Below are 18,706 nucleotides of genomic sequence, written 5' to 3'. Positions count from 1 at the left end.
GTCGTCACCACCGCACCGGCAGGCCGCGCACGGCGCGGAAGAACCAGCCCTGCACCGACTCGGCCTGCTCCTCGTCCTGGCGCAGGTCGGGGAAGGCGTCGAACAGCTCGTCCAGAGCGATCTCCTCGACGGCCTTGCCGAAGTGGCTGCCGGCGCAGGTGTGCGCGCCGGCGCTGAACGCCAGGTGCGGCTGCGGGGGCCGGGCGATGTCGAACCGGTCGGGGTCGGTCCAGCGCGACTCGTCGCGGTTGGCCGAGCCCATCGAGCAGAACACGATGTCGCCGACGGCGATCGGCTCGCCGGCCACCACCGTGGGCTCGGTCGCGCGCCGGGTGAAGATGCCGATCGGCGCGATCCAGCGCAGCCCCTCCTCGATGGCCTGCGGCAGCAGGCTCCGGTCGCCGCGCACCTGCTCGAGCTGGTCGGGGTTCTGGAACAGACCGAGCAGGGTGTTGGCCGCCCCGTGCCCGGGCTCCTGCATCGCGCCGAGGAGCACGACGTACAGCGTCGGCCACAGCTGGTCGGCCGTGCGCGGGTTGCCCTTCGTCGCGTCGTGCACCCAGTGCGACATGCTCGACTCGTCGGGCGTCGCGGTGACCCGGTCGATGATCGGCCCGACCGTCGCCCGGATCTCCTCCTTGACCCCCTCGGCGTGCTCGAACGCAGCCTTGTTGACCAGCTCACCGTTCTCGTCGATCGACTTGTTGACCAGCGCCTGGCTCAGCCCGTGGAACCAACGCTGCAGGGTCGGGCTGTCGACCGACTCCAGCCCGAGCAGGTCGCCGAGGCTGCGCACACTGACCGGCTCGAGGTACTCCGTGACGATGTCGGCGCGACCGGCCGGGCGCAGGTCCTCCAGCAGCTTCCGGGCGTACGGCCGCACCAGGTCGTCGATGTAGGTCGCCACCTTGCGCTTGCGCAGCTGCGGGTCGATGAACGCGCGCTGCTCACGGTGCGGCTCCCCCTCGGCCGACAGCACGTTGCCCTCCTCGAACAGCGTCATGTGCGCCAGGTCCGACGCCCCGTGGAAGGAGCGGTCGGAGCCCACCTGCTTGACGTCGTCGTACCTCGTCACGAACCACACGTCCCCCATCTGCGGGACGCGCACGATCGGGTGGTCGCGCCGCAGCCGGGCGTAGAGGCCGTAGGGGTCGGCGGTCAGCTGCTCCTCCAGCTCGCTGCTGCTCATCTCGGCGAGCCAGAACGGCGTGCTCGTCGTCGTGGTCAGATCGGCCATTGCTGCTCCTGCGGTGGGATCGGTCCGGGCCAGGTTCGGCCCGAAGATCGCGGCAACGTACGGCGCCGGTGCCGCCCCCGCTATCCGCGATGCGCGGGCGCGGGCCGCATCGCGCCGCGCGTTGTGCCGGAGGTCACATCGACCGCGCGATCCGGAGCGTCGCCGCGCTGCGCGGCGAGCGTGGCACCCGCGCCGGTCGTACGTTCGGCGTGCTGGCCCGACGCCGGCGCACCGACCCCGCAGTGCAGGAGGCTCCACCCGTGACCGACGACTCCGACCTGACCGCCCGCGTGCAGGACAGCTTCGACCCCGAGCGCACCGACCCCCGGCTGCGCGAGCTGCTGGTCCCGCTGGTGCAGCACCTGCACGACTACGCCCGCGAGGTGCGCCTGACGCACGCGGAGTGGGAGCAGGTGGTCGACTTCCTCACCCGCACCGGTCAGGCCTGCGACGACCTGCGCCAGGAGTTCGTGCTGCTGTCGGACGTGCTGGGCCTGTCGATGCTCGTCGAGCAGCTGGAGGCCGACGCCGCCCCGGGCGGCACCCCGCAGACGGTCCTCGGGCCGTTCCACCTCGTGGAGTCGCCGCCGCGCGAGCAGGGCGACGACATCAGCGCGGGCGTGCCCGGCGAGCGCGCGCTCGTCACCGGCCGGGTGCTGTCGGTCACCGGCGAACCCGTGGCAGGCGCGCTGGTCGACGCGTGGCAGTCGGACACCGACGGCAACTACGACGTGCAGCGCGAGAGCGACGAGATCGGCCAGGGCAGAGGGCTTTTCACGACCGAAGGCGACGGGTCGTTCCGGTTCGTCACCGTCGTGCCGAGCGACTACCCCATCCCGACCGACGGGCCGGTGGGCGAGCTGCTCGCCGCGACCGGGCGCCACCCCAACCGTCCGGCCCACATCCACTTCCAGGTCGTCGCGCCGGGCTTCGCCCTGCTGACGACGCACCTGTTCGTCGCGGGCAGCGTCTATCTCGACTCCGACGCGGTCTTCGCGGCCACGCCCGACCTGGTCGAGGAGTTCGTGCCCGACGACGACGGCGAGCAGGCGGCCCGGAACGGCCTGTCGACGCCGTTCCCGCACGCCCGCATCGAGCTGGTGCTGACCCCGGAGCACGCCCGTGCGTCCTGACCGCCCCGACCGCATGGAGGTCGTCGACGAGGTGCGCCGGGTGCTGTTCGGACCCGGCAGTCTCGACCTGCTCGCCGAGGAGGTCGACCGGGTCGGTGACGGTCCGGTGCTCGTGGTGAGCACGCCCGGTCAGCGCGGTCTCGCCGAGCGCGCGGCCGACCTGCTGCCCGCGGGACGCGCCACCGTGCTCGCCGGCGCGGCGATGCACGCACCGCCCGATTCGGTCGAGCAGGGCGTGCGCGAGGTCGACCGCGTCGGCGCCGGCATCGTCGTCGCGGTGGGCGGCAGCTCCAGCACCGCGTTGGCCAAAGCCGTTGCGCTGCAGAGGGATACGAAGATCGTGGCGGTGCCGACGACGTACGCCGGGTCGGAGATGACGCCGGTGTGGGGGCTCACCCAGGACGGGGTCAAGCGCACCGGCCGGGACGAGCGCGTACGCCCGGTGTCGGTGGTCTACGACCCCACCCTGACCCTGTCGCTGCCGGTGCGCACGTCGGTGAGCAGCGGGTTCAACGCGATCGCCCACGCCGTCGAGGGCAGCTACGCGCCCGACCGGACGCGGCTGACCGACCTGCACGCGCAGGGCGGGATCCGGGCGCTGCTGTCGGCCCTGCCGGTCGTCGTGGACGACCCGGACGACCTCGAGGCGCGCAGCGCGGCGCTGTTCGGCGCGTGGCTGTGCGGCGCCACGCTCGCGGACACCCGGATGGGCCTGCACCACGCCCTGTGCCACCGGCTCGGTGGAGCGCTCGACCTGCCGCACGCCGAGCTGCACGCCGTCCTGATCCCCTACGTGCTGGCGTACAACCTCCAGGCCGCCCCGCTGGCCGCGGAGGCCGTCGCGCAGACGCTCGGCGGCCCTGCCGAGTCGGCCGCCGAGGCTCTCCAGGCGGCCGGCTGGTCGTGGGGCACGCCCCGCTCGCTGGCCGACCTCGGCGTCACCGCCGCCGACCTCGACCGCGTCGGCCCCGACGTGGCCGGGGGTGAGTACGTCAACCCCCGCGACGTCACGCCGGAGGACGTACAACGCATCCTGTGGGCCGCGCTGGCCGGCGACCCGGCGGACGAGGCGGTCGCGGGTGCCCGCCCCTGACCGCCGGGGGGCCTAGCAGGTCCCGGACTGCCGCGCCGCTGCGCTCGGCTTTCCGGCGGGCTCCGGCGCCGCCACCGGCCGCAGGGCCTCCTCGGCCTCGGCCCTGGTCGGGACGTCCTCGCCAGGGGCGCGCAGGTCCGCCGACTGCTTCACCGCCTCGTCGTACGACAGCCCACCGGCCATTCCTGACACGACCGGCGACCGCCCGATCGCCGAGACCCGCTCGGGGTCGCCGGTCGAGGTGACCGAGACCTCCAACCTCGTCCCCCCGACACCTTCGGGTCCCGTCGTGATCTCCATCGTGTCGCCGGCCGCGACCCCTGAGGTCGTGGACGATCCGTCCTTGCCCCGGACGGTGGCGATCACGATGCCGCTCGCCGTCCTGACCTGGGTGAGGCTCCCGCCGCCGGCCAGCGTCGTCCGGCCCGGGGTCCCCTCGATCACGACCGAGCACGTCTGGCTCGCGCCACCGCCGGCCCATCCCGCTGCTCGCTGCGGCAGCTGCGAGACGGCGAGAGCCGCGACGCACGACAGCGCGGCCGCGGCTCCGATCAGCTGTGCTCGGCGCATGACTGCCTTCTTCCACGGCCGTGCCCGTGCTCGGCGGCACCTGGGCGAGATGGGCGGACAGTAGCCCACCACCGCCAGACCGAGAGCCGAAACCGGCCGATCCTGCGTCCGACAGGGCGGGGGTGCGTGACCCGTCGGACCAGGTCACGACTCTGACCGATCGGCGTGCGCGGCGCCCGGCCCGGCCCTACATTGCAGATGCCCACGGGGAGGTGGGCGCACGGTCTGCACGAGGGGGTGCCGTGAGGGCGATCAGCGCTCGCGCCGGACGGTTGTCGGTGAGCCGCGACCTCGACCGCGGCCAGGGGCTCACCGACCGGGCCTGGCTGCTCGCGACCGCGCTGCTGTCGCTGCCGCTGGTCTGGTGGACCGCCCGGCTGGTCCTCGACGGGTGGGTCCCGCAGGGCGACGACGCGGTGCTCGCGGTCAAGACGCACGACGTCTTCAGCACCCACCCGCCACTGCTCGGGATGCGCTCGACCAGCAGCCTGCTCGACCCCCAGACCTACGCCCACCACCCAGGGCCGCTGCAGTTCTACCTCCTCGCCCCGGCGTACGCCCTCAGCGGCTGGCAGCCGTGGGGCCTGCTGCTGGGGGTGCTGCTGCTGAACGTCGCGCTGATCGGCGTCGTGCTGCACTCGGCGTGGGCCGCCGGGCGGCTTCCGGGCCTCGCCGTGGCGGCGGTCCTGGTCGTGACCACGGAGCGGTACTTCGGCGACCTGCTCGTGCACCCGTGGAACCTGTGGGCGCCGATCCTCGGCACGCTGGCCGCTCTCATGCTGGCCTGGCGGCTGCTGCTCGGGCAGCTCGCGGCCCTGCCGGTCTATGTCGTCGTCGCCAGCTATGCCGCTCAGGCGCACATCGTCGGCCTGCCCGTGATGGGCCTGCTGACGGCGGTGCTCGCGGTCGTCGGCCTGGTGCGCTGGCGCCGGGCGCGCGGGTCGGTCTGGCCGGTGCCCGGCTATCACCGGGCGCCCACCCGGCCGGTGTGGAAGCGTCCCGGCTGGGTCGCCGCGGGCCTCACCGTCGTCTGCTGGCTGCCCCCGCTCGTCGACACCCTGACCTATCGCCCGAACAACCTCAGCCAGCTGGCCACGCTGCGCGAGCCGCCGGCCACCGGCACCGTCGGCTGGGGGCTGGCCCTGGAAAACCTCGCGCGCATGGCGGTCCCCGGTCGGCAGGGCCTGCCGGTCTCGGCGTCGCCGCTGCAGCTGGCGCTCACGGTCACCGCCCTCGCCGGGTGCGCGCTGTGCCTGCGGCACCTGCCCCGGCTCGTACGCCGCCCGCGCCGCGAGCGCGACGCCCTCACCGCGGCTGCGCTGGTGGCTCTGGTGCCGGCCGTGGCGGTGCTCCTGCTCGGCGCACGCAGCTATGCGCCGCTGCAGCTGATGTACCTCGACATCTATCTGCCCGCCGCCCTGATGGCCGTCGCAGTCGCGGGGTGGGCAGGAATCCGGTTGCTGCGCAACAGGACTCGTCATGCCGGGCGCGTCGCCGTTGCTGCGGTGGTCCTCGGTCTGGTCGCGGCCGCGCTGATCCCCACCAGCCTGTTCGAGCGCGGCCCGTCGGGCGAGGACAACCGCGACGTGGTGGCGGGCCGCACCGCCGTGCAGCAGGTGCGGGCGGTGCTCGCCGACCACCCCGCCGACCGCGCCGTCGTCGTCCGCGGCATCGGCACGACCGCCTTCGGCGGCCTCGCCCCGGCGGTCACGGCGGACCTGGTGGCGGGCAACCGCGCCGTCTACTTCGACACCTGGTGGCCCAACCCCGAGGACGACCAGGCCAGGCGCACCCGCAACGCGCCCCCGAACGCCGTGCACGTGGTGCTCAGCGAGGACCCCACCATCGCGGTGGCCCCCGGCACCCGCGAGGCCAGCTTCGTGGTCTCGCGCAGCCACGGCCCGCCGGTGCGGGTCTACCTGTTCGTCACGCGGTGACCGCAGCCGGCGTGCGCTCGACCGCCGTGATCGTCGAGCGCACCAGGTCGACCACCGCCTGCGGGTCGTCGAGCATCGGCACGTGGCCGCAGCCGGGCAGCGTCTCGATGCGGGCGGTCGGCAGCTTCTCGGCGGCGCGGCGGGCCTGCTTGGGGATGAGCAGCCGGTCCTTGTCGCCCCAGCCGATCGTCACCGGCACCTTCGGCGTCTCGCGCTTCAGCGGCCGCGTCGCGGCGCGCACGAAGAACGGCCAGAACCCCTTCGAGCGCCGCAGGTTCAGGCTGTCGGCGAGCGCCCGCTCCGGCGTGAGCCGCTCGGGGTGGGCGTAGAGCGAGGCCATCGAGAGCTTGCGCAGCGGCTCGCGGTCGGCGAACAGCTTGAGCACCGGCTCCGGGCTGTAGGTCGAGAACTTCATCGTCAGCAGCTGCGGCCCGGTGATGCCGTACAGCTCCAGCGCGGTCCAGAACGACGCGGGCGACAGCGCGGTCGCCGTCGCCACCGAGCCGCGCCCGGCGAGACCGAGCGCGAAGTAGCCGCCGAGGGAGTTGCCGACGACGTGCGGCCGCCCGAGGCCGAGGTCGGCGAACAGCCCCTCGAGCTGGTCGAGCACGCTGTCGACGGCGTACGACTGGGGCTTGGTCGGCGCGGGCGAGCGGCCGTGCCCCGGCAGGTCGACGACGACGACGTCGTTCGTCTGTGCCAGCAGGTCGGTCACCTCGCCCCAGGCGGGTCCGTGGTGGCCGATCCCGTGGATCAGCACGACGGGCTCGCCGCTCCCCTGTCGCGTGTGGTGCAGCGTGGTCATGAGGTCTCCTCGCACTGGGTTGCCGACATGTTACGCGGGGGTAGGTAGGGCGGGAAGGGCTTCGCGCACGACAAGGCCGTCGGGCCCCCTGAGCCCGACGGCCTTCCCGTGCGCGTGGTCCGCGCGGCCTGATCCGCGAGTGAGCACTCCCTTCGCGGGGTCAGGCGGTCCCGGGCGACCCCTCGTGCGACTGGTCGCGGTCGGCGAAGCTGCGCGCGTAGCGGGTGCCGGCCACCAGCAGCGCCACCCCGACGACGAGGAAGGCACCGGCCCGGGCCAGACCGCTCAGCGCGGCCAGGTCGAAGAGGAACAGCTTGCTGAGCGCCGCGGCAACGAGGGCGAGGCCGGCGGTGAGGGCGACGCGGGCGTACGCCGGGCGGTGCAGCCCCACCTGCAGGGCGCCGAAGCCGGTGGCCGTCCACGCGGCGGTGGCGAGGAAGTGACCGAGCGCGAACCCGTCGGTGCCGGGCAGGATCTGCAGGCCGAGCGCGATGAACGCGGCCGACGCGGCGTAGAGACCGGCCACGACGTCGAAGCCGACGATGGTGCCGCGCAGCTCCGCGAGCTCGCGCGACCGCCAGGCCGACAGCCCACCGAGCACCGCCGCGACGAGGGCGACCAGACCGGACAGCACGACCGCTGCGCCCAGGTCGCTCACCGCGCGCGACTCCAGCGCCAGCACGTCGACCGGCGCGGTCACGCCGAGCAGCAGCACGCCCACGAGCAGGACCGTCTGGCCGCCCACCTGGGCCACCAGGTCGGGGCGGGTCAGGTCGGCCGCGAGCAGCACGATCGCGAGCAGCAGCACCGGCAGCGCGGAGTCGAGCTCGATGGTGAGCAGCGAGGTCGCCTCGAGCAGGCTCAGCGCGGCCAGCCCCAGCAGGGTCGACTGCGCGGGGCGGGCCAGCGGCCGGGCCAGCACGCCCGCGGCCACGGACCCGACCGAGATCGCCACGCACCAGACCGCGGCGAGCGGCAGGTCGAGACGCGCGCCGGTGAGCAGGGCGGGGACGTACGCGATCGCCATGGTGCCGAGGGCCAGCACGTCGTGCGGCCGGGTGCGGGCCGCGACCAGCCCGGTGCCGAGACCGACCAGCAGGATCACCGAAGACGCGACCAGCTCGGCCGCCGCGAGCCGACCCGACGGGATCGCCGCCATCGCGGCGAAGACCGCGGGCACCGTGCGCACCGGGGCGAGCCAGGACCACTGGTGGCGCAGCTCGGGGACCGCCCCGACGAGGGCGAACACGACGAGGAAGGCGACCAGGGTGGCGTTGGCCCCACCGGTCAGCGCCGGCGCGAGCATCGCGCAGCCGAGGTTGACCACGACGGCGAGCATCTGCACCCGCCAGTGCATCGCGGCGGCGGCGCCACCGACGACGACACCCAGGGCGAGCGCGAGACCAGCGACGGTCGGGAGCCAGTCGTAGAACGTGGTCATCGCGAGGATGACGAGGTAGAGCCCGGCCGCGCCCGTGCCCATGAGGGCCGTGCCGCCGAGGCGGCCGCCCGGCCGGTCCATCACGCGCACGCCCGCCGCGACGAGCGCCGCCGACAGCAGTGCGCCGCCGGCGACCCGCACCTGCGGCCCGAGCAAGCCGTTCTGCGCGGCGATGACCAGCAACAGCACGACGCCGACGAGCGTCACGGCGACGCCGGTGCCGACGAGGAGGCGACTGACGACGCCGTCGCGCTGCCACCACGGGACGCGGGGCTCGGGCGGGGCCGGAGGCGGGCCACCGACAGGTGGACCACCGTGGGGCGGGCCACCTGCGGACGGGGCGCCGGTGGGCGGGCGACCGCCGGCAGGCGGGGTCGCGAAGGGGTCGAAGACGTTCGGGTCAGAGATCGGAGTGCTCATGCCCACGAGACTTCCGGCGCGAGGCGCGCCGGGCATGAGTAGAACCACGCGTCCCGGGTGGGGACTTCAGCGCGGTGGCGAGGGGGCGTACCCCTGGCCCGGCCCGGGTGGATCAGTCCAGACCCTGCTCGATGGCATAGCGGGCGAGCTCGACCCGGTTGGCCAGCTGCAGCTTGCGCAGCGTCGACTGCACGTGGTTCTCGACCGTGCGGTGGCTGAGCCCGAGGCGGGTGCCGATCTGCCGGGCGGTGAGCCCTTTGGCGACCAGCCGCAGCACCTCGGTCTCCCGCTCGGTGAGCGTCGGCAGCGGCGGGCCGTCGTCGGCGGGAACCGTTGACATGCGGCGGTATTCGCCGAGCACGAGCCCGGCCAGACCCGGGGTGAAGACGGCCTGGCCGTCCGCCGTGGCGCGCACGGCGGCGATCAGCTCGTCGGCCGACGCGGACTTCACGAGATAGCCGCTCGCGCCCGCCTTGACCGCCTCGAGCACGTCGTCGCGCTCGGACGAGGCCGACAGCACGAGCACGTTGGCCGCGCCGGCAGCCTCGAGCACCGCCGCCGTCGCCTCGGCGCCGTTGCCGTCGGTCAGCTGCATGTCCATGAGCACGACCTGCGGCTGGGTGGCGGCGGCGCGGTCGGCCGCGGTGCGCACCCCGTCGGCGGTCGCCACGACGTCGAACCCGGCCTCGGCGAGGTCGCGGCTCACGCCGTCGCGCCACATCGGGTGGTCGTCGACGACCATCACGGTGACGACGGGGTCGGTCATGGTGCACTCCTCGCCTCGGGGTCGCGCGGCGCGCGCAGCTCCCACTCGGTTCCTTCGCCGGGGGCGGTCTCCAGCCGGGCCTCCCCGCCGATGTCGGCGAGCCGACCGACGATCGACCGGCGTACGCCCATCCTGCCTTCGCGCTCGGCGTCACGGAGCCGCTCGTCGGTGATGCCGCGGCCGTCGTCGCGCACGGTGACCACGACGTCGTCGCCGAGGTCCTCCAGCAGCACGAAGACCCGGGCGTCCTCGCCCGCGTGCTGCTCGGCGTTGGTCAGCGCGGCGTGCGCGGCGGCCACCAGCGCCTCGCCGGTGCCGTGCGGCACGCGCACCGCCTCGGCCGGGGCGGACACCTCGACGCCGGCGGGCACGACGCGCTGCAGCTCGCGGCGCAGGTCGAGCAGCCCGGTGTCGGAGGTCGCGGCCGGGCGGTCGGCGAGCAGCGTGCGCAGCGCCCGCTCCTGCTCACCCGCGAGGTCGGCCAGCTCGCGCAGCTCGCCGGTGGCCCCCGCGCCGCGGCGGCGCATCAGCGCGAGCACCTGCAGCACGCTGTCGTGCACCTCGCGCGCCAGCCGCTCGCGCTCGGCCGTGGCGGCCTGGATGCGCACGGCCCGCTCCAGCTCGGCGCGGGAGCGGCGGGCGGCCGAGGATGCCAGGCCCAGCGCGATGCCCACCGCCGCGAGCACCGGCAGGGCGGCGTCGACCCACAGGTTGGAGATCTCGCGGGTGACCAGCGTCGACACCAGACCCATCAGCACCCCGCTGCCGAGTCCCCACCAGGGGCCACGCCAGATCGCCATCGACAGCACGGCGTTGCTCACCCACAGCGTGGTCGGCAGGCTCTGGTGGGTGCGCCAGACCTCCGGCCCGGCGACCAGCCACGAGCTGAGCATGAACCCGACGGCCAGCGCCTGGTCGGCGACGACCAGCTGCCGGCGGCGCGAGGTGAGGGTGAACCCCACCACCGCAATGCCCGACCAGACGATCAGCAGCGCGACGAGCACCCAGCTGAGCACCGGCCGGGAGTACTGGTCGACCGAGGTGGCCTGGATCGCGGCGACATAGAGCAGCGTCGCGGCGCGGAAGGCCTGGGCAGCCCGCCACAGCGGCGTCGTCGCGTCGTCTGCCATGACCACATCTTGGCCCGCGAGCGGGCGGTCACGTCACAGCAGTGGCGAACCCGCCACCCAGACCTGCGCGACATCGCCCGGGGTGCCGAGCGCGAAAACCCTTGCGACCGCGTCGGGTTCGTCGACGGCGTGCTGCAGGTTGACGGCGAGGGTGCTCCCCTCGGCGGGCCGCACCCAGACCGCGTCGAAGGCCTTGCCGACCGACAGGTCGCCCACCTCGTCGCCGAGCCCCAGCCCGTGCGCGCCGGCGCGGGTGGCGAGCCAGAGCAGGTGCGCGGCGGTCAGCGGCACCCCCACCCCGGCGAGCAGCTGCTGGGCGAAGTAGGCCTGCAGGCCCTCCTTGAGCAGCGAGAATCCGGTGCCGGCGCACACGTCCGAACCCAGCGCCAGACGTACGCCGGCGTCGAGGTGGCGACGCATCGGGAACAGGCCGCTGCCGAGCGAGGCGTTGCTCGTCGGGCAGTGGCTGATCACGGTGCCGGTGGCGGCCAGCCGCTGCAGCTCGCGGTCGGTCGGGTGCACGTCGTGCGCGAGCACCGAGCGCTCCCCCAGCAGACCGTGCTGGTCGTAGCAGTCGAGGTAGTCGTCGTAGCCCGGGCCGAACAGCTCGTTGACCGTCTCGATCTCGCGGGGGTTCTCGTTGAGGTGCGAGGTGAACCAGACCCCTCGACGTCGCGCACCACCTGCTCGCAGGCGTCGAGCATCTCGCGCGTGGTCGACAGGGCGAAGCGCGGCGTCACGGCGTAGCGCAGCCGGCCGTGGCCGTGCCAGCGGCGGGCCAGCTCGACCGACTCGGCGTACGCCCGCTCGGGCGTCGTGTGCAGGTCATCGCGCAGCATCCGGTCGGACACCACGAGGCCCGAGGTGATGCGCAGCCCGCTCGCGTCGGCCTGGGCGAACAGCTCGTCGACCGCGCCGGAGAAGTGCGCCCCGAAGACCAGCGCGCTGGTGGTGCCGGCGCGCGCGAGCCCGTCGAGGAAGTCGGTCGCGACGCCCTTGGCGTAGGCGTCGTCGGCGAGCCGCGCCTCCTCGGGGAGCGCGCGGTGCTCGAGCCAGTCGAGCAGCGGCATGCCGAGGCCGCCGATGGCGCGCACCTGGGGCAGGTGGACGTGGGTGTCGACCATCCCCGGGACGAGCACGCCACCCTCGAGGTCGACGACGTCTTCGCCGGGGTTGTCGGCGAGAACCGTTGCGGCAGAGCCACGTTCGACGATCACCCCATCGCGCACGAGCAGCGCGACGTCGGTCTCGGCGCGCAGCGGGGCACCGGTGAACGGGTCGTCGGGCGTGTCGGCGACGAACCCTCGGTAGACGGTCATCGGACCTCCACCTCGCGAGCCTGCTCGGCCTGCACCTGCTGCAGCACGGCCGCCGCGACCGACACCGCGATGACCGCGGGCTCCTTGCCGGCGAGACCGGGCAGCCCGATGGGCGTGGTGATCCGCTCGAGGTCGGCCGCGGTGTGCCCCTCGGCGAGCAGCCGCTTGCGGAAGCGCTGCCACTTGGCGCTGGAGCCGATCAGGCCGACCGACCCCAGGTGCGGGTGGCGCAGCGCGGAGTCGCACAGCGCAGCGTCCTCGCCGTGGTCGTGGGTCATGATCAGCACGTGGGTGCCGGCGGGCACCTGGCCGAGCACCAGCTCGGGCACCGGGGCGTGGTGGGCGTGCACGTGAGCCGGCCCGTCGAGCACGGTGAGCTGGTCGTCGGTCAGCTGTCCCGCGCGGGAGTCGACGAGGTGCAGGTCGAGCTGGTGGCGGTCGAGCACGCGAGCGAGCTCCCACCCCACGTGGCCCATCCCGAAGATCGCGACGGCCGGCACGACCGGCAGCGGGTCGAGCAGGATCGTCACCTCCCCGCCGCAGCACTGCTGCCCGTGCTCCGCGGGCGCCTTGTCGTTGAGCCGCAACGAGATCGAGGTGGGTGCGGTGGCGCCGTCGCGCAGCATCGCGCGCGCCCGCTCGACCGCCGTGGCCTCGAGGTTGCCGCCGCCGATGGTGTCCCAGACCCGGTCGGGCGAGACCACCATCTTCGCGCCGGCGTGCCGCGGCGCGTGGCCGCGCACCTCCGACAGCGTCACGAGCACCGCCGGCTCGCGCTGCTCGCGCAACCGGCCGATCGCCTGGTGCCAGTCCACGGTCACACCTGCGCCGGGGTGCCGGACGACTCCAGCACCGCCTCGGACTCGGGCTGGGCGCCGGTGGCGCCGGCCGGGCGCTGCTCGGGCACGTCGGAGACCGCGCCGTCGTCGAGCTGCAGGTGCGCCTGGTGGCCGCCCTCGCGCGCCTCGCTGAGCGCCCAGAAGACCGCCTCGGGCGTCGCGGGCGAGGCGAGGTCGACGCTGGTGCCGGCCGGCCCGAACGCCGCGCACGCCTGGCGCAGCGCCTCGCGCACCGAGAACGCCAGCATCAGCGGCGGCTCGCCGACGGCCTTGGACCCGTAGACGGCGCCTTCCTCGTGCGCGTGCTCGAGCAGCGCGACGTTGAAGACCTCGGGCATCTCCGAGAAGCTCGGCAGCTTGTACGTCGACGCGGCCTGGGTGAGCAGCCGCCCCCTGGTGGGTCGGTCGCTCTCGTCCCAGCGCAGGTCCTCGAGCGTGAGCCACCCTGCGCCCTGGACGAATCCGCCCTCGACCTGCCCGATGTCGACCAGCGGCGAGAGGCTGTCCCCGACGTCGTGGACGATGTCGACGCGGCGGGTGCGGTAGGCGCCGGTGAACCCGTCGACCTCGACCTCGGTGGCCGCGCAGCCGTACGCGAAGTACTTGAACGGCGAGCCCTGCATGACGGTGCTGTCCCAGTGCAGCCCCTCGGTGCGGTAGAACCCCGCGGCCCACAGCTGCACCCGCTGGAAGTAGGCGCGGCGCACGATCTCGGCCCACTCGACGGCCTTGTCCTCCTGACCGATCGCGAAGACCCGCCCGTCGTCGAAGCGCATGTCGGCGGCGCTCACGCCGAGCTCCTGGGCGGCGACCTGGGCGAGCCGCTCGCGGATCTGCTCGCAGGCGTTCTTCACCGCCCCGCCGTTGAGGTCGGCGCCCGAGCTCGCAGCAGTGGCAGAGGTGTTGGGCACCTTGTCGGTGCGGGTGGGGGCGAGCCGCACGGTCTGCAGCGGCACCCCGAGCGAGGTGGCCGCGACCTGCAGCATCTTGGTGTGCAGCCCCTGGCCCATCTCGGTGCCGCCGTGGTTGATGAGCACCGAGCCGTCCTTGTAGACGTGCACCAGCGCCCCGGCCTGGTTGAAGGCGGTGAGGTTGAACGAGATCCCGAACTTCACCGGCGTGATGGCCAGCCCGCGCTTGACGTCGTCGTGCTCGGCGTTGAACGCCTCGATCTCGGCGACCCGCGCGGTCCACTCGCCGGTCTCCTTCACCTGGTCCCAGGTGCGGCGCAGCCGGTCTGCCTGCTGCACCGGCTGGCCGTACGGCGTGGGCTGGCCCTCGGCGTAGAAGTTGCGCCGGCGCAGGGTCTCGGCGTCGATGCCGAGCATCGGCGCGCAGCGGCCGAGGATGTCCTCGATGACGAGCATGCCCTGCGGACCGCCGAACCCGCGGAACGCGGTCTGGCTGGTCTTGTGGGTCTGGGCGATGCGCCCGTTCACCCGCACGTCGGGGATCCAGTAGGCGTTGTCGATGTGACACAGCGCCCGGGCGAGCACCGGCTCGGACAGGTCGAGGCTCCAGCCGCCGTCGGCGGTGAGCGTCGCGTCGAGCGCCTGCAGGCGGCCCTCGTCGTCGAAGCCGACCCGCCACTCGGCGTGGAAGCCGTGCCGCTTGCCCGACATGGTCATGTCGAGAGTTCGGTTGAGCCGCAACCGGACCGGGCGACCGGTCAGCGTCGAGCCGAGGGCCGCGATGGCCGCGAACCCGTGCGGCTGCATCTCCTTGCCGCCGAAGCCGCCGCCCATGCGCAGGCACTGCACGGTCACCTCGTGGCTGGCGAGGCCCAGCACGTGCGCGACGATCTCCTGCGTCTCGCTGGGGTGCTGGGTGCTGCTCTGCACGAAGATCTGGCCGTTCTCGTCGACCAGCGCGAGGGCGGCGTGCGTCTCGAGGTAGAAGTGCTCCTGCCCGGAGAACTGGAACTCGCCGCTGAAGACGTGGCTGGCCCGCTCGATGCCGGCGTCGACGTCGCCGCGCTCCATCTTGGGCCGGCCGCCCTGGAAGCTCTCGGCGTCGATGGCCTCCTTGACGTCGATCAGCGCGGGCAGCGGCTCGTAGTCGACCTCGACCAGCGCCGCGGCCTGGCGGGCCGCCTCGAGGGTCTCGGCCAGCACCCAGCAGATCGCGTGGCCGAAGAACATGACCTCGCTGGGGAACAGCGGCTCGTCGTGCTTCACGCCGGCGTCGTTGACGCCGGGCACGTCCTCGGCGGTCAGCACCCGCACCACGCCGGGCGCCGAGCGTGCCGGCTCGACGTCGAGCCGGGTGATGCGGGCGTGCGCCTGCGTCGACTGCACCGGCCACGCGTGCAGCGCGCCGGGCGTGCGGTCGACCAGGTCGTCGGTGTAGAGGGCAGCGCCGGTCACGTGCAGGGACGCGGCCTCGTGTGGCAGCTCGACGCCGACGACGGGGTTGTCGGGTCGCTGGGAGAGGGAGCTCATGCTGATTCCTCTTCTCTGGACGGGGCGTCGGCATAGAGCTTGCGCAGCGCCGTGCCGAGCATCGCCGCGCGGTAGCGCGACGACGCCCGGTGGTCGTCCATCGGGGTTCCTTCGGTGGCCATCACCTTGGCCGCGTTGACCACGGTCTCGCGGGTCCACGGCCGCCCCTCGAGGGCGCGTTCGGTGTCCCGCGCCCGCAGCGGCGTCGCCGCGACGCCACCCAGCCCGATGCGGGCTCGGCGCACCACACCGCCGTCGATCTCGAGCGCGAAACCGACTGCGACAGAAGAGATGTCGTCGAACCGGCGCTTCGCGATCTTGTGGAACGCGGTGGTGCCGGCGAGCGGCTTGGGGATGCGGATCTCCTTGATCAGCTCGTCCTTGCGGCGCACGTGGGTGCGGTATCCGGTGAAGTACTCGGCCAGCGGCACCTCCCGCTCCCCTCGCGCGAGGCGAGCACCAGTGCGGCGTCCAGGGCGAGCAGCGCCGGCGGGGTGTCGCCGATCGGCGAACCGGTGCCGAGGTTGCCGCCGATCGTCGCGCCGTTGCGGATGAGCCGAGAGGCGAACTGCGGAAACATCTGCGCCAGCAACGGGATTCGGCCGCCAAGCGCCCGCTCGATCTCGCTCAGGGTCAGCGCGGCGCCGAGCGTCCATGCCTCGTCGGTCTCCTCGACGCGGCGCAGCTCCGCGAGCCGGTCGACCGCGACCAGCAGCGGCACCCGCGTCGCCTTGAGGTTGGCGTCGACGCCCCAGTCGGTCGACCCGGCGACCAGCAGCGCGTCCTCGCGCTCCGCGAGCACGTCGAGACACTCGGACAGGCTTGTCGGACGTACGAACTCGCCGTCCGGTCCGGCCAGCCGGGTGGCGACCGGGGCCGGCGCGGGCGAGCCGGCGCGCGCGGCCAGGGCGTCGTCGTCGGCGGGACTGCCCAGGGCGTACGCCGCGTCGCGGATCGGTCGGTATCCGGTGCAGCGGCACAGGTTGCCCGACAGGGCGTGCAGGTCGAACCCGTTGGGCCCGTGCTCGTGGTCCCCCGCGCCGTGCTCGTCGCTCTCGGCCCGGCCGGGGCGGTAGAACTCCGCGGCCATGCTGCAGACGAATCCCGGTGTGCAGTAACCGCACTGGGACCCGCCGCGCTGGGCCATCTCGACCTGCACCGGGTGCAGCCGGCCGTCGCGGTCGAGGCCCTCGGAGGTGACGACCTCCTGGCCGTCGAGCGTGGCCGCCGGGATGAGGCAGGCGTTGATCGAGGTCCAGAGGGTGCCGCCGTCACCGTCGGGCCGGGCGACCATCACGGCGCAGGCGCCGCACTCGCCCTCGGCGCACCCCTCCTTGCACCCGGTGAGGCCCTGGGCCCGGAGCCAGTCGAGGGCGTTGGTGTGCGACGTGACCCCGGAAAGGTCCGCGTCCTGGCCGTTCACGGTGGCCTGCATGCTGTCCATCATGCGCTCCTGCTGCGTCGCGGTCACGGGGTTCACCGGGCCCGCGCGGTGTGGATCGGGTTGGCGTCGGCGACCAGCACGTCGAAGCGGTGGCCGGCGATCTTGGCGATCTCGATGAGGGCCGTCTGGCGCTCCTGCACCGGGGCGTTGTCGAGGCGCTCGTAGCCCTGCGCGACCAGCGCCTTGACGTCCTGCACGTCACGCACGCAGGTGATCAGCGGCATGTCGAACCGCGCGCGGTAGGCGTCGGTCAGCCGGTCGACCTCCAGCTGCTCCTCCTCGGGCAGGTAGGTCAGGCCGTGCACGCTCTGCTCCTGCGCCGAGTCGGGCCCGCTCGCACCCTCCTGCACCTGGCGTCCGCCGAGGTCGGGGTAGGCCGCGATCAGCTCGTTCTGCTCCGCGGGGTCGGCGGCGAACAGCGCCTCCTGGAACGCGTGCCGCAGGTCACCGGTGTCGCTGAACGGGCGCTGGTCGTACGCCCGCTCGACCACCCAGTCGGGCCCCTGGAACAGCCCGCCGAAGGTCGCGACGAACTCCTCGCGCTCCATCTCGTTGACCTGGTCGAGGCGGATCAGGTTGCCCGGCTCGCCCGCGACGGCCGGACCGATGTCCTTGCCGATGTGGTGGAAGACGAAGTTGAGGACGATCGCGGTCAGGCTGCCGAGCGTGATGCCCGATCCGAACAGGATCTCGGCCCAGTCGGGCACCGCCTGCGCCACGCCCGGCTGCACCGTGACGTAGATGGCCAGGCCGACCGCGGTCGCGACGATGACGACGTTGCGGTGGTCGTGGAAGTCGACGCGCGACAGGGTCTGGAAGCCCACGACGGCGACCGTGGCGAACATCGCGAGCGCCGCGCCGCCCAGCACCGGGTAGGGGATGCCGGCGACGAGCGCTCCCGCCTTGGGGATCAGACCCAGCACGATCATGAAGACGCCCGCCGAAGCGACCACCCACCGGCTCTTGACGCGGGTCAGCCGCACGAGGCCGACGTTCTCGGCGAAGCAGGTGTAGGGGAAGGAGTTCAGGACGCCGCCGATGGTGGTCGACAGCCCGTCGGCCCGCAGCGCGCGTGCGACATCCTCGCGGCCCACCCGCTTCTTGACGATCTCGCCGGTGGCGAACACGTCGCCGGTGGTCTCGACCGCGGTGATGAGCATGACGACGAGCATCGAGACGATCGCCGCGAAGGAGAACTTCGGCCAGCCGAAGTAGAACGGGGTCGTGACGCCCAGCCAGTCGGAGGTGGCGATCGCGTCGAACTTCGCGTCGCCGAGCAGCCAGGCGATCGCGGTGCCGCTGACCAGTCCGATGAGCACCGCGACGGTGGCCATGAAGCCCTTGAACACCCGCTGGATCAGGACGATCAGGAACAAGGTGCCGAGGGCGTACGCCATGTTCTTGCCGCTCGAGGGGTCGGCCGAGTCACCGGCTCCGCCGACCGCGTCGCCCGCGGCGACCGGCAGCAGCGCGATGCCGATGATGGTGATGACCGAGCCGGTGACCACCGGCGGGAAGAAGCGGATCAGCTTGCTGAAGTAGGGCGCGGCGAAGAACGTCGCGAGGCCGGCGACGATGACCGCGCCGTAGATCACGAGCAGACCGTCGGTGCCCCCGCCGGCCGCGAGGCCGATCGCGATCATCGGCGAGACGGCGGTGAAGGTCACGCCCTGCAGCAGCGGCAGCCGCACGCCGACCTTCCAGAAGCCGACCGACTGGATGATCGAGGCGATGCCGCAGGTGAGCAGGTCGGCGTTGATCAGGTGGATCAGCTGCTGGGTGTTGAGTCCGATCGCGTTGGCCAGCAGGATCGGCACGATCACCGCGCCGGCGTAGAACGCGAGCACGTGCTGGAAGCCGTAGATCGCGAGCTTGGGCGCAGGGAGCACCTCGTCGACCGGGTGGACCGGTCTGGTGCGGACGTCGGTGGCCATGGGGAACTCCTTGCTCTCCTGCAGGCCGCGGGGCGCGGCCGGTCCTGGCTCCTCGCGTCAGATGTATTCCGTCTAGCGGAATATATCTTGCGAATACCGGAACGGTAGGACCGCGCCTGGACGCGGTCAAGCATTCTTCGAGATCTGGGTCACACCGTGGGACAACCCCTGCACATGAAACCGGGTTTCGTTCGTTT

The 18,706-nt window shown here is 73.2% G+C and carries 13 protein-coding genes and 2 pseudogenes; 3 read left to right on the top strand and 12 right to left on the bottom strand.

Translation table 11 applies throughout. The annotated features are described in order from the left end of the window. Window positions 1–4: 4 nt before the first annotated feature. A complete protein-coding gene (locus QUE40_RS00775) occupies window positions 5–1,237 on the bottom strand; it encodes a cytochrome P450 (RefSeq protein ID WP_289232023.1) in 1,233 nt (410 codons plus the stop codon). A 260-nt stretch (window positions 1,238–1,497) separates the two neighbouring features. On the opposite strand from QUE40_RS00775, the gene QUE40_RS00770 reads away from it, so the two are divergent. Both QUE40_RS00770 and QUE40_RS00765 read left to right on the top strand, forming a co-directional pair. Further along, a complete protein-coding gene (locus QUE40_RS00770) occupies window positions 1,498–2,370 on the top strand; it encodes a dioxygenase family protein (RefSeq protein ID WP_289232022.1) in 873 nt (290 codons plus the stop codon). Beyond that, window positions 2,360–3,463, top strand: coding sequence for a maleylacetate reductase (locus tag QUE40_RS00765; RefSeq protein ID WP_289232021.1), 1,104 nt, complete (start codon window positions 2,360–2,362; stop codon window positions 3,461–3,463). Before QUE40_RS00770 ends, QUE40_RS00765 begins: the two co-directional genes overlap by 11 nt. Before the next feature lie 12 nt (window positions 3,464–3,475). Here QUE40_RS00765 and QUE40_RS00760 read toward each other — a convergent pair whose 3' ends face one another. Beyond that, a complete protein-coding gene (locus QUE40_RS00760) occupies window positions 3,476–4,033 on the bottom strand; it encodes a hypothetical protein (RefSeq protein ID WP_289232020.1) in 558 nt (185 codons plus the stop codon). Window positions 4,034–4,311: 278 nt separating this feature from the next. Between QUE40_RS00760 and QUE40_RS00755 the strand changes: the two genes are divergently transcribed. Beyond that, on the top strand, window positions 4,312–5,970 hold the full coding sequence (locus tag QUE40_RS00755) for a hypothetical protein (protein WP_289232019.1): 1,659 nt from the start codon (window positions 4,312–4,314) through the stop codon (window positions 5,968–5,970). On the opposite strand, the gene QUE40_RS00750 is transcribed toward QUE40_RS00755, so the two are convergent. The 10 genes and pseudogenes from QUE40_RS00750 to uraD all read right to left on the bottom strand — a co-directional run bounded on the left by QUE40_RS00750 (window position 5,960) and on the right by uraD (window position 18,509). Next, window positions 5,960–6,775 carry an alpha/beta fold hydrolase gene (locus QUE40_RS00750; RefSeq protein WP_289232018.1) on the bottom strand — a complete coding sequence of 272 codons (816 nt, stop codon included), beginning with the start codon at window positions 6,773–6,775 and terminating at the stop codon, window positions 5,960–5,962. The genes QUE40_RS00755 and QUE40_RS00750 overlap by 11 nt on opposite strands. Before the next feature lie 160 nt (window positions 6,776–6,935). Beyond that, window positions 6,936–8,423 (bottom strand): DUF2339 domain-containing protein, encoded by a 1,488-nt coding sequence (locus QUE40_RS00745; RefSeq protein WP_433997029.1) that lies wholly within the window; start codon window positions 8,421–8,423, stop codon window positions 6,936–6,938. A gap of 325 nt (window positions 8,424–8,748) precedes the next feature. After that, window positions 8,749–9,402 (bottom strand): response regulator, encoded by a 654-nt coding sequence (locus QUE40_RS00740; protein WP_142007780.1) that lies wholly within the window; start codon window positions 9,400–9,402, stop codon window positions 8,749–8,751. Continuing rightward, window positions 9,399–10,532 carry a MacS family sensor histidine kinase gene (macS, locus tag QUE40_RS00735; RefSeq protein ID WP_289232016.1) on the bottom strand — a complete coding sequence of 378 codons (1,134 nt, stop codon included), beginning with the start codon at window positions 10,530–10,532 and terminating at the stop codon, window positions 9,399–9,401. The genes QUE40_RS00740 and macS overlap by 4 nt, the downstream gene beginning before the upstream one ends. Before the next feature lie 33 nt (window positions 10,533–10,565). Next, a complete protein-coding gene (locus tag QUE40_RS00730; RefSeq protein WP_289233130.1) occupies window positions 10,566–11,156 on the bottom strand; it encodes an amidohydrolase family protein in 591 nt (196 codons plus the stop codon). A 116-nt stretch (window positions 11,157–11,272) separates the two neighbouring features. Next, window positions 11,273–11,656: pseudogene (locus tag QUE40_RS00725) on the bottom strand (amidohydrolase family protein); the annotation flags it as partial. A 191-nt stretch (window positions 11,657–11,847) separates the two neighbouring features. Further along, window positions 11,848–12,666, bottom strand: a complete 819-nt coding sequence (gene xdhC, locus QUE40_RS00720; RefSeq protein WP_289232015.1) for a xanthine dehydrogenase accessory protein XdhC — start codon at window positions 12,664–12,666, stop codon at window positions 11,848–11,850. Between the two features lie 2 nt (window positions 12,667–12,668). After that, complete coding sequence (gene xdhB / locus QUE40_RS00715; protein ID WP_289232014.1) at window positions 12,669–15,131, bottom strand: xanthine dehydrogenase molybdopterin binding subunit; 2,463 nt, start codon at window positions 15,129–15,131, stop codon at window positions 12,669–12,671. Then, a pseudogene (locus QUE40_RS00710) lies at window positions 15,128–16,575 on the bottom strand (xanthine dehydrogenase small subunit). The gene xdhB and the pseudogene QUE40_RS00710 overlap by 4 nt, the downstream one beginning before the upstream one ends. A 32-nt stretch (window positions 16,576–16,607) precedes the next feature. After that, a complete protein-coding gene (gene uraD / locus QUE40_RS00705; RefSeq protein WP_289232013.1) occupies window positions 16,608–18,509 on the bottom strand; it encodes a 2-oxo-4-hydroxy-4-carboxy-5-ureidoimidazoline decarboxylase in 1,902 nt (633 codons plus the stop codon). Between the last annotated feature and the right edge of the window lie 197 nt (window positions 18,510–18,706).

Origin of the sequence: Barrientosiimonas endolithica (genome assembly GCF_030296655.1) — a bacterium.
Taxonomy (GTDB): Bacteria; Actinomycetota; Actinomycetes; order Actinomycetales; family Dermatophilaceae; genus Barrientosiimonas; species Barrientosiimonas humi.
This window is presented reverse-complemented; position numbering and strand designations above follow the sequence as displayed.

Excerpts from the sequence above, each read along its gene's own strand:
- QUE40_RS00775 (WP_289232023.1), bottom strand. The coding sequence starts at position 1,237 with ATGGCCGATCTGACCACGACGACGAGCACGCCGTTCTGGCTCGCCGAG.
- QUE40_RS00760 (WP_289232020.1), bottom strand. The coding sequence starts at position 4,033 with ATGCGCCGAGCACAGCTGATCGGAGCCGCGGCCGCGCTGTCGTGCGTC.
- QUE40_RS00750 (WP_289232018.1), bottom strand. The coding sequence starts at position 6,775 with ATGACCACGCTGCACCACACGCGACAGGGGAGCGGCGAGCCCGTCGTG.
- QUE40_RS00740 (WP_142007780.1), bottom strand. The coding sequence starts at position 9,402 with ATGACCGACCCCGTCGTCACCGTGATGGTCGTCGACGACCACCCGATG.
- macS (WP_289232016.1), bottom strand. The coding sequence starts at position 10,532 with ATGGCAGACGACGCGACGACGCCGCTGTGGCGGGCTGCCCAGGCCTTC.
- xdhB (WP_289232014.1), bottom strand. The coding sequence starts at position 15,131 with ATGAGCTCCCTCTCCCAGCGACCCGACAACCCCGTCGTCGGCGTCGAG.
- uraD (WP_289232013.1), bottom strand. The coding sequence starts at position 18,509 with ATGGCCACCGACGTCCGCACCAGACCGGTCCACCCGGTCGACGAGGTG.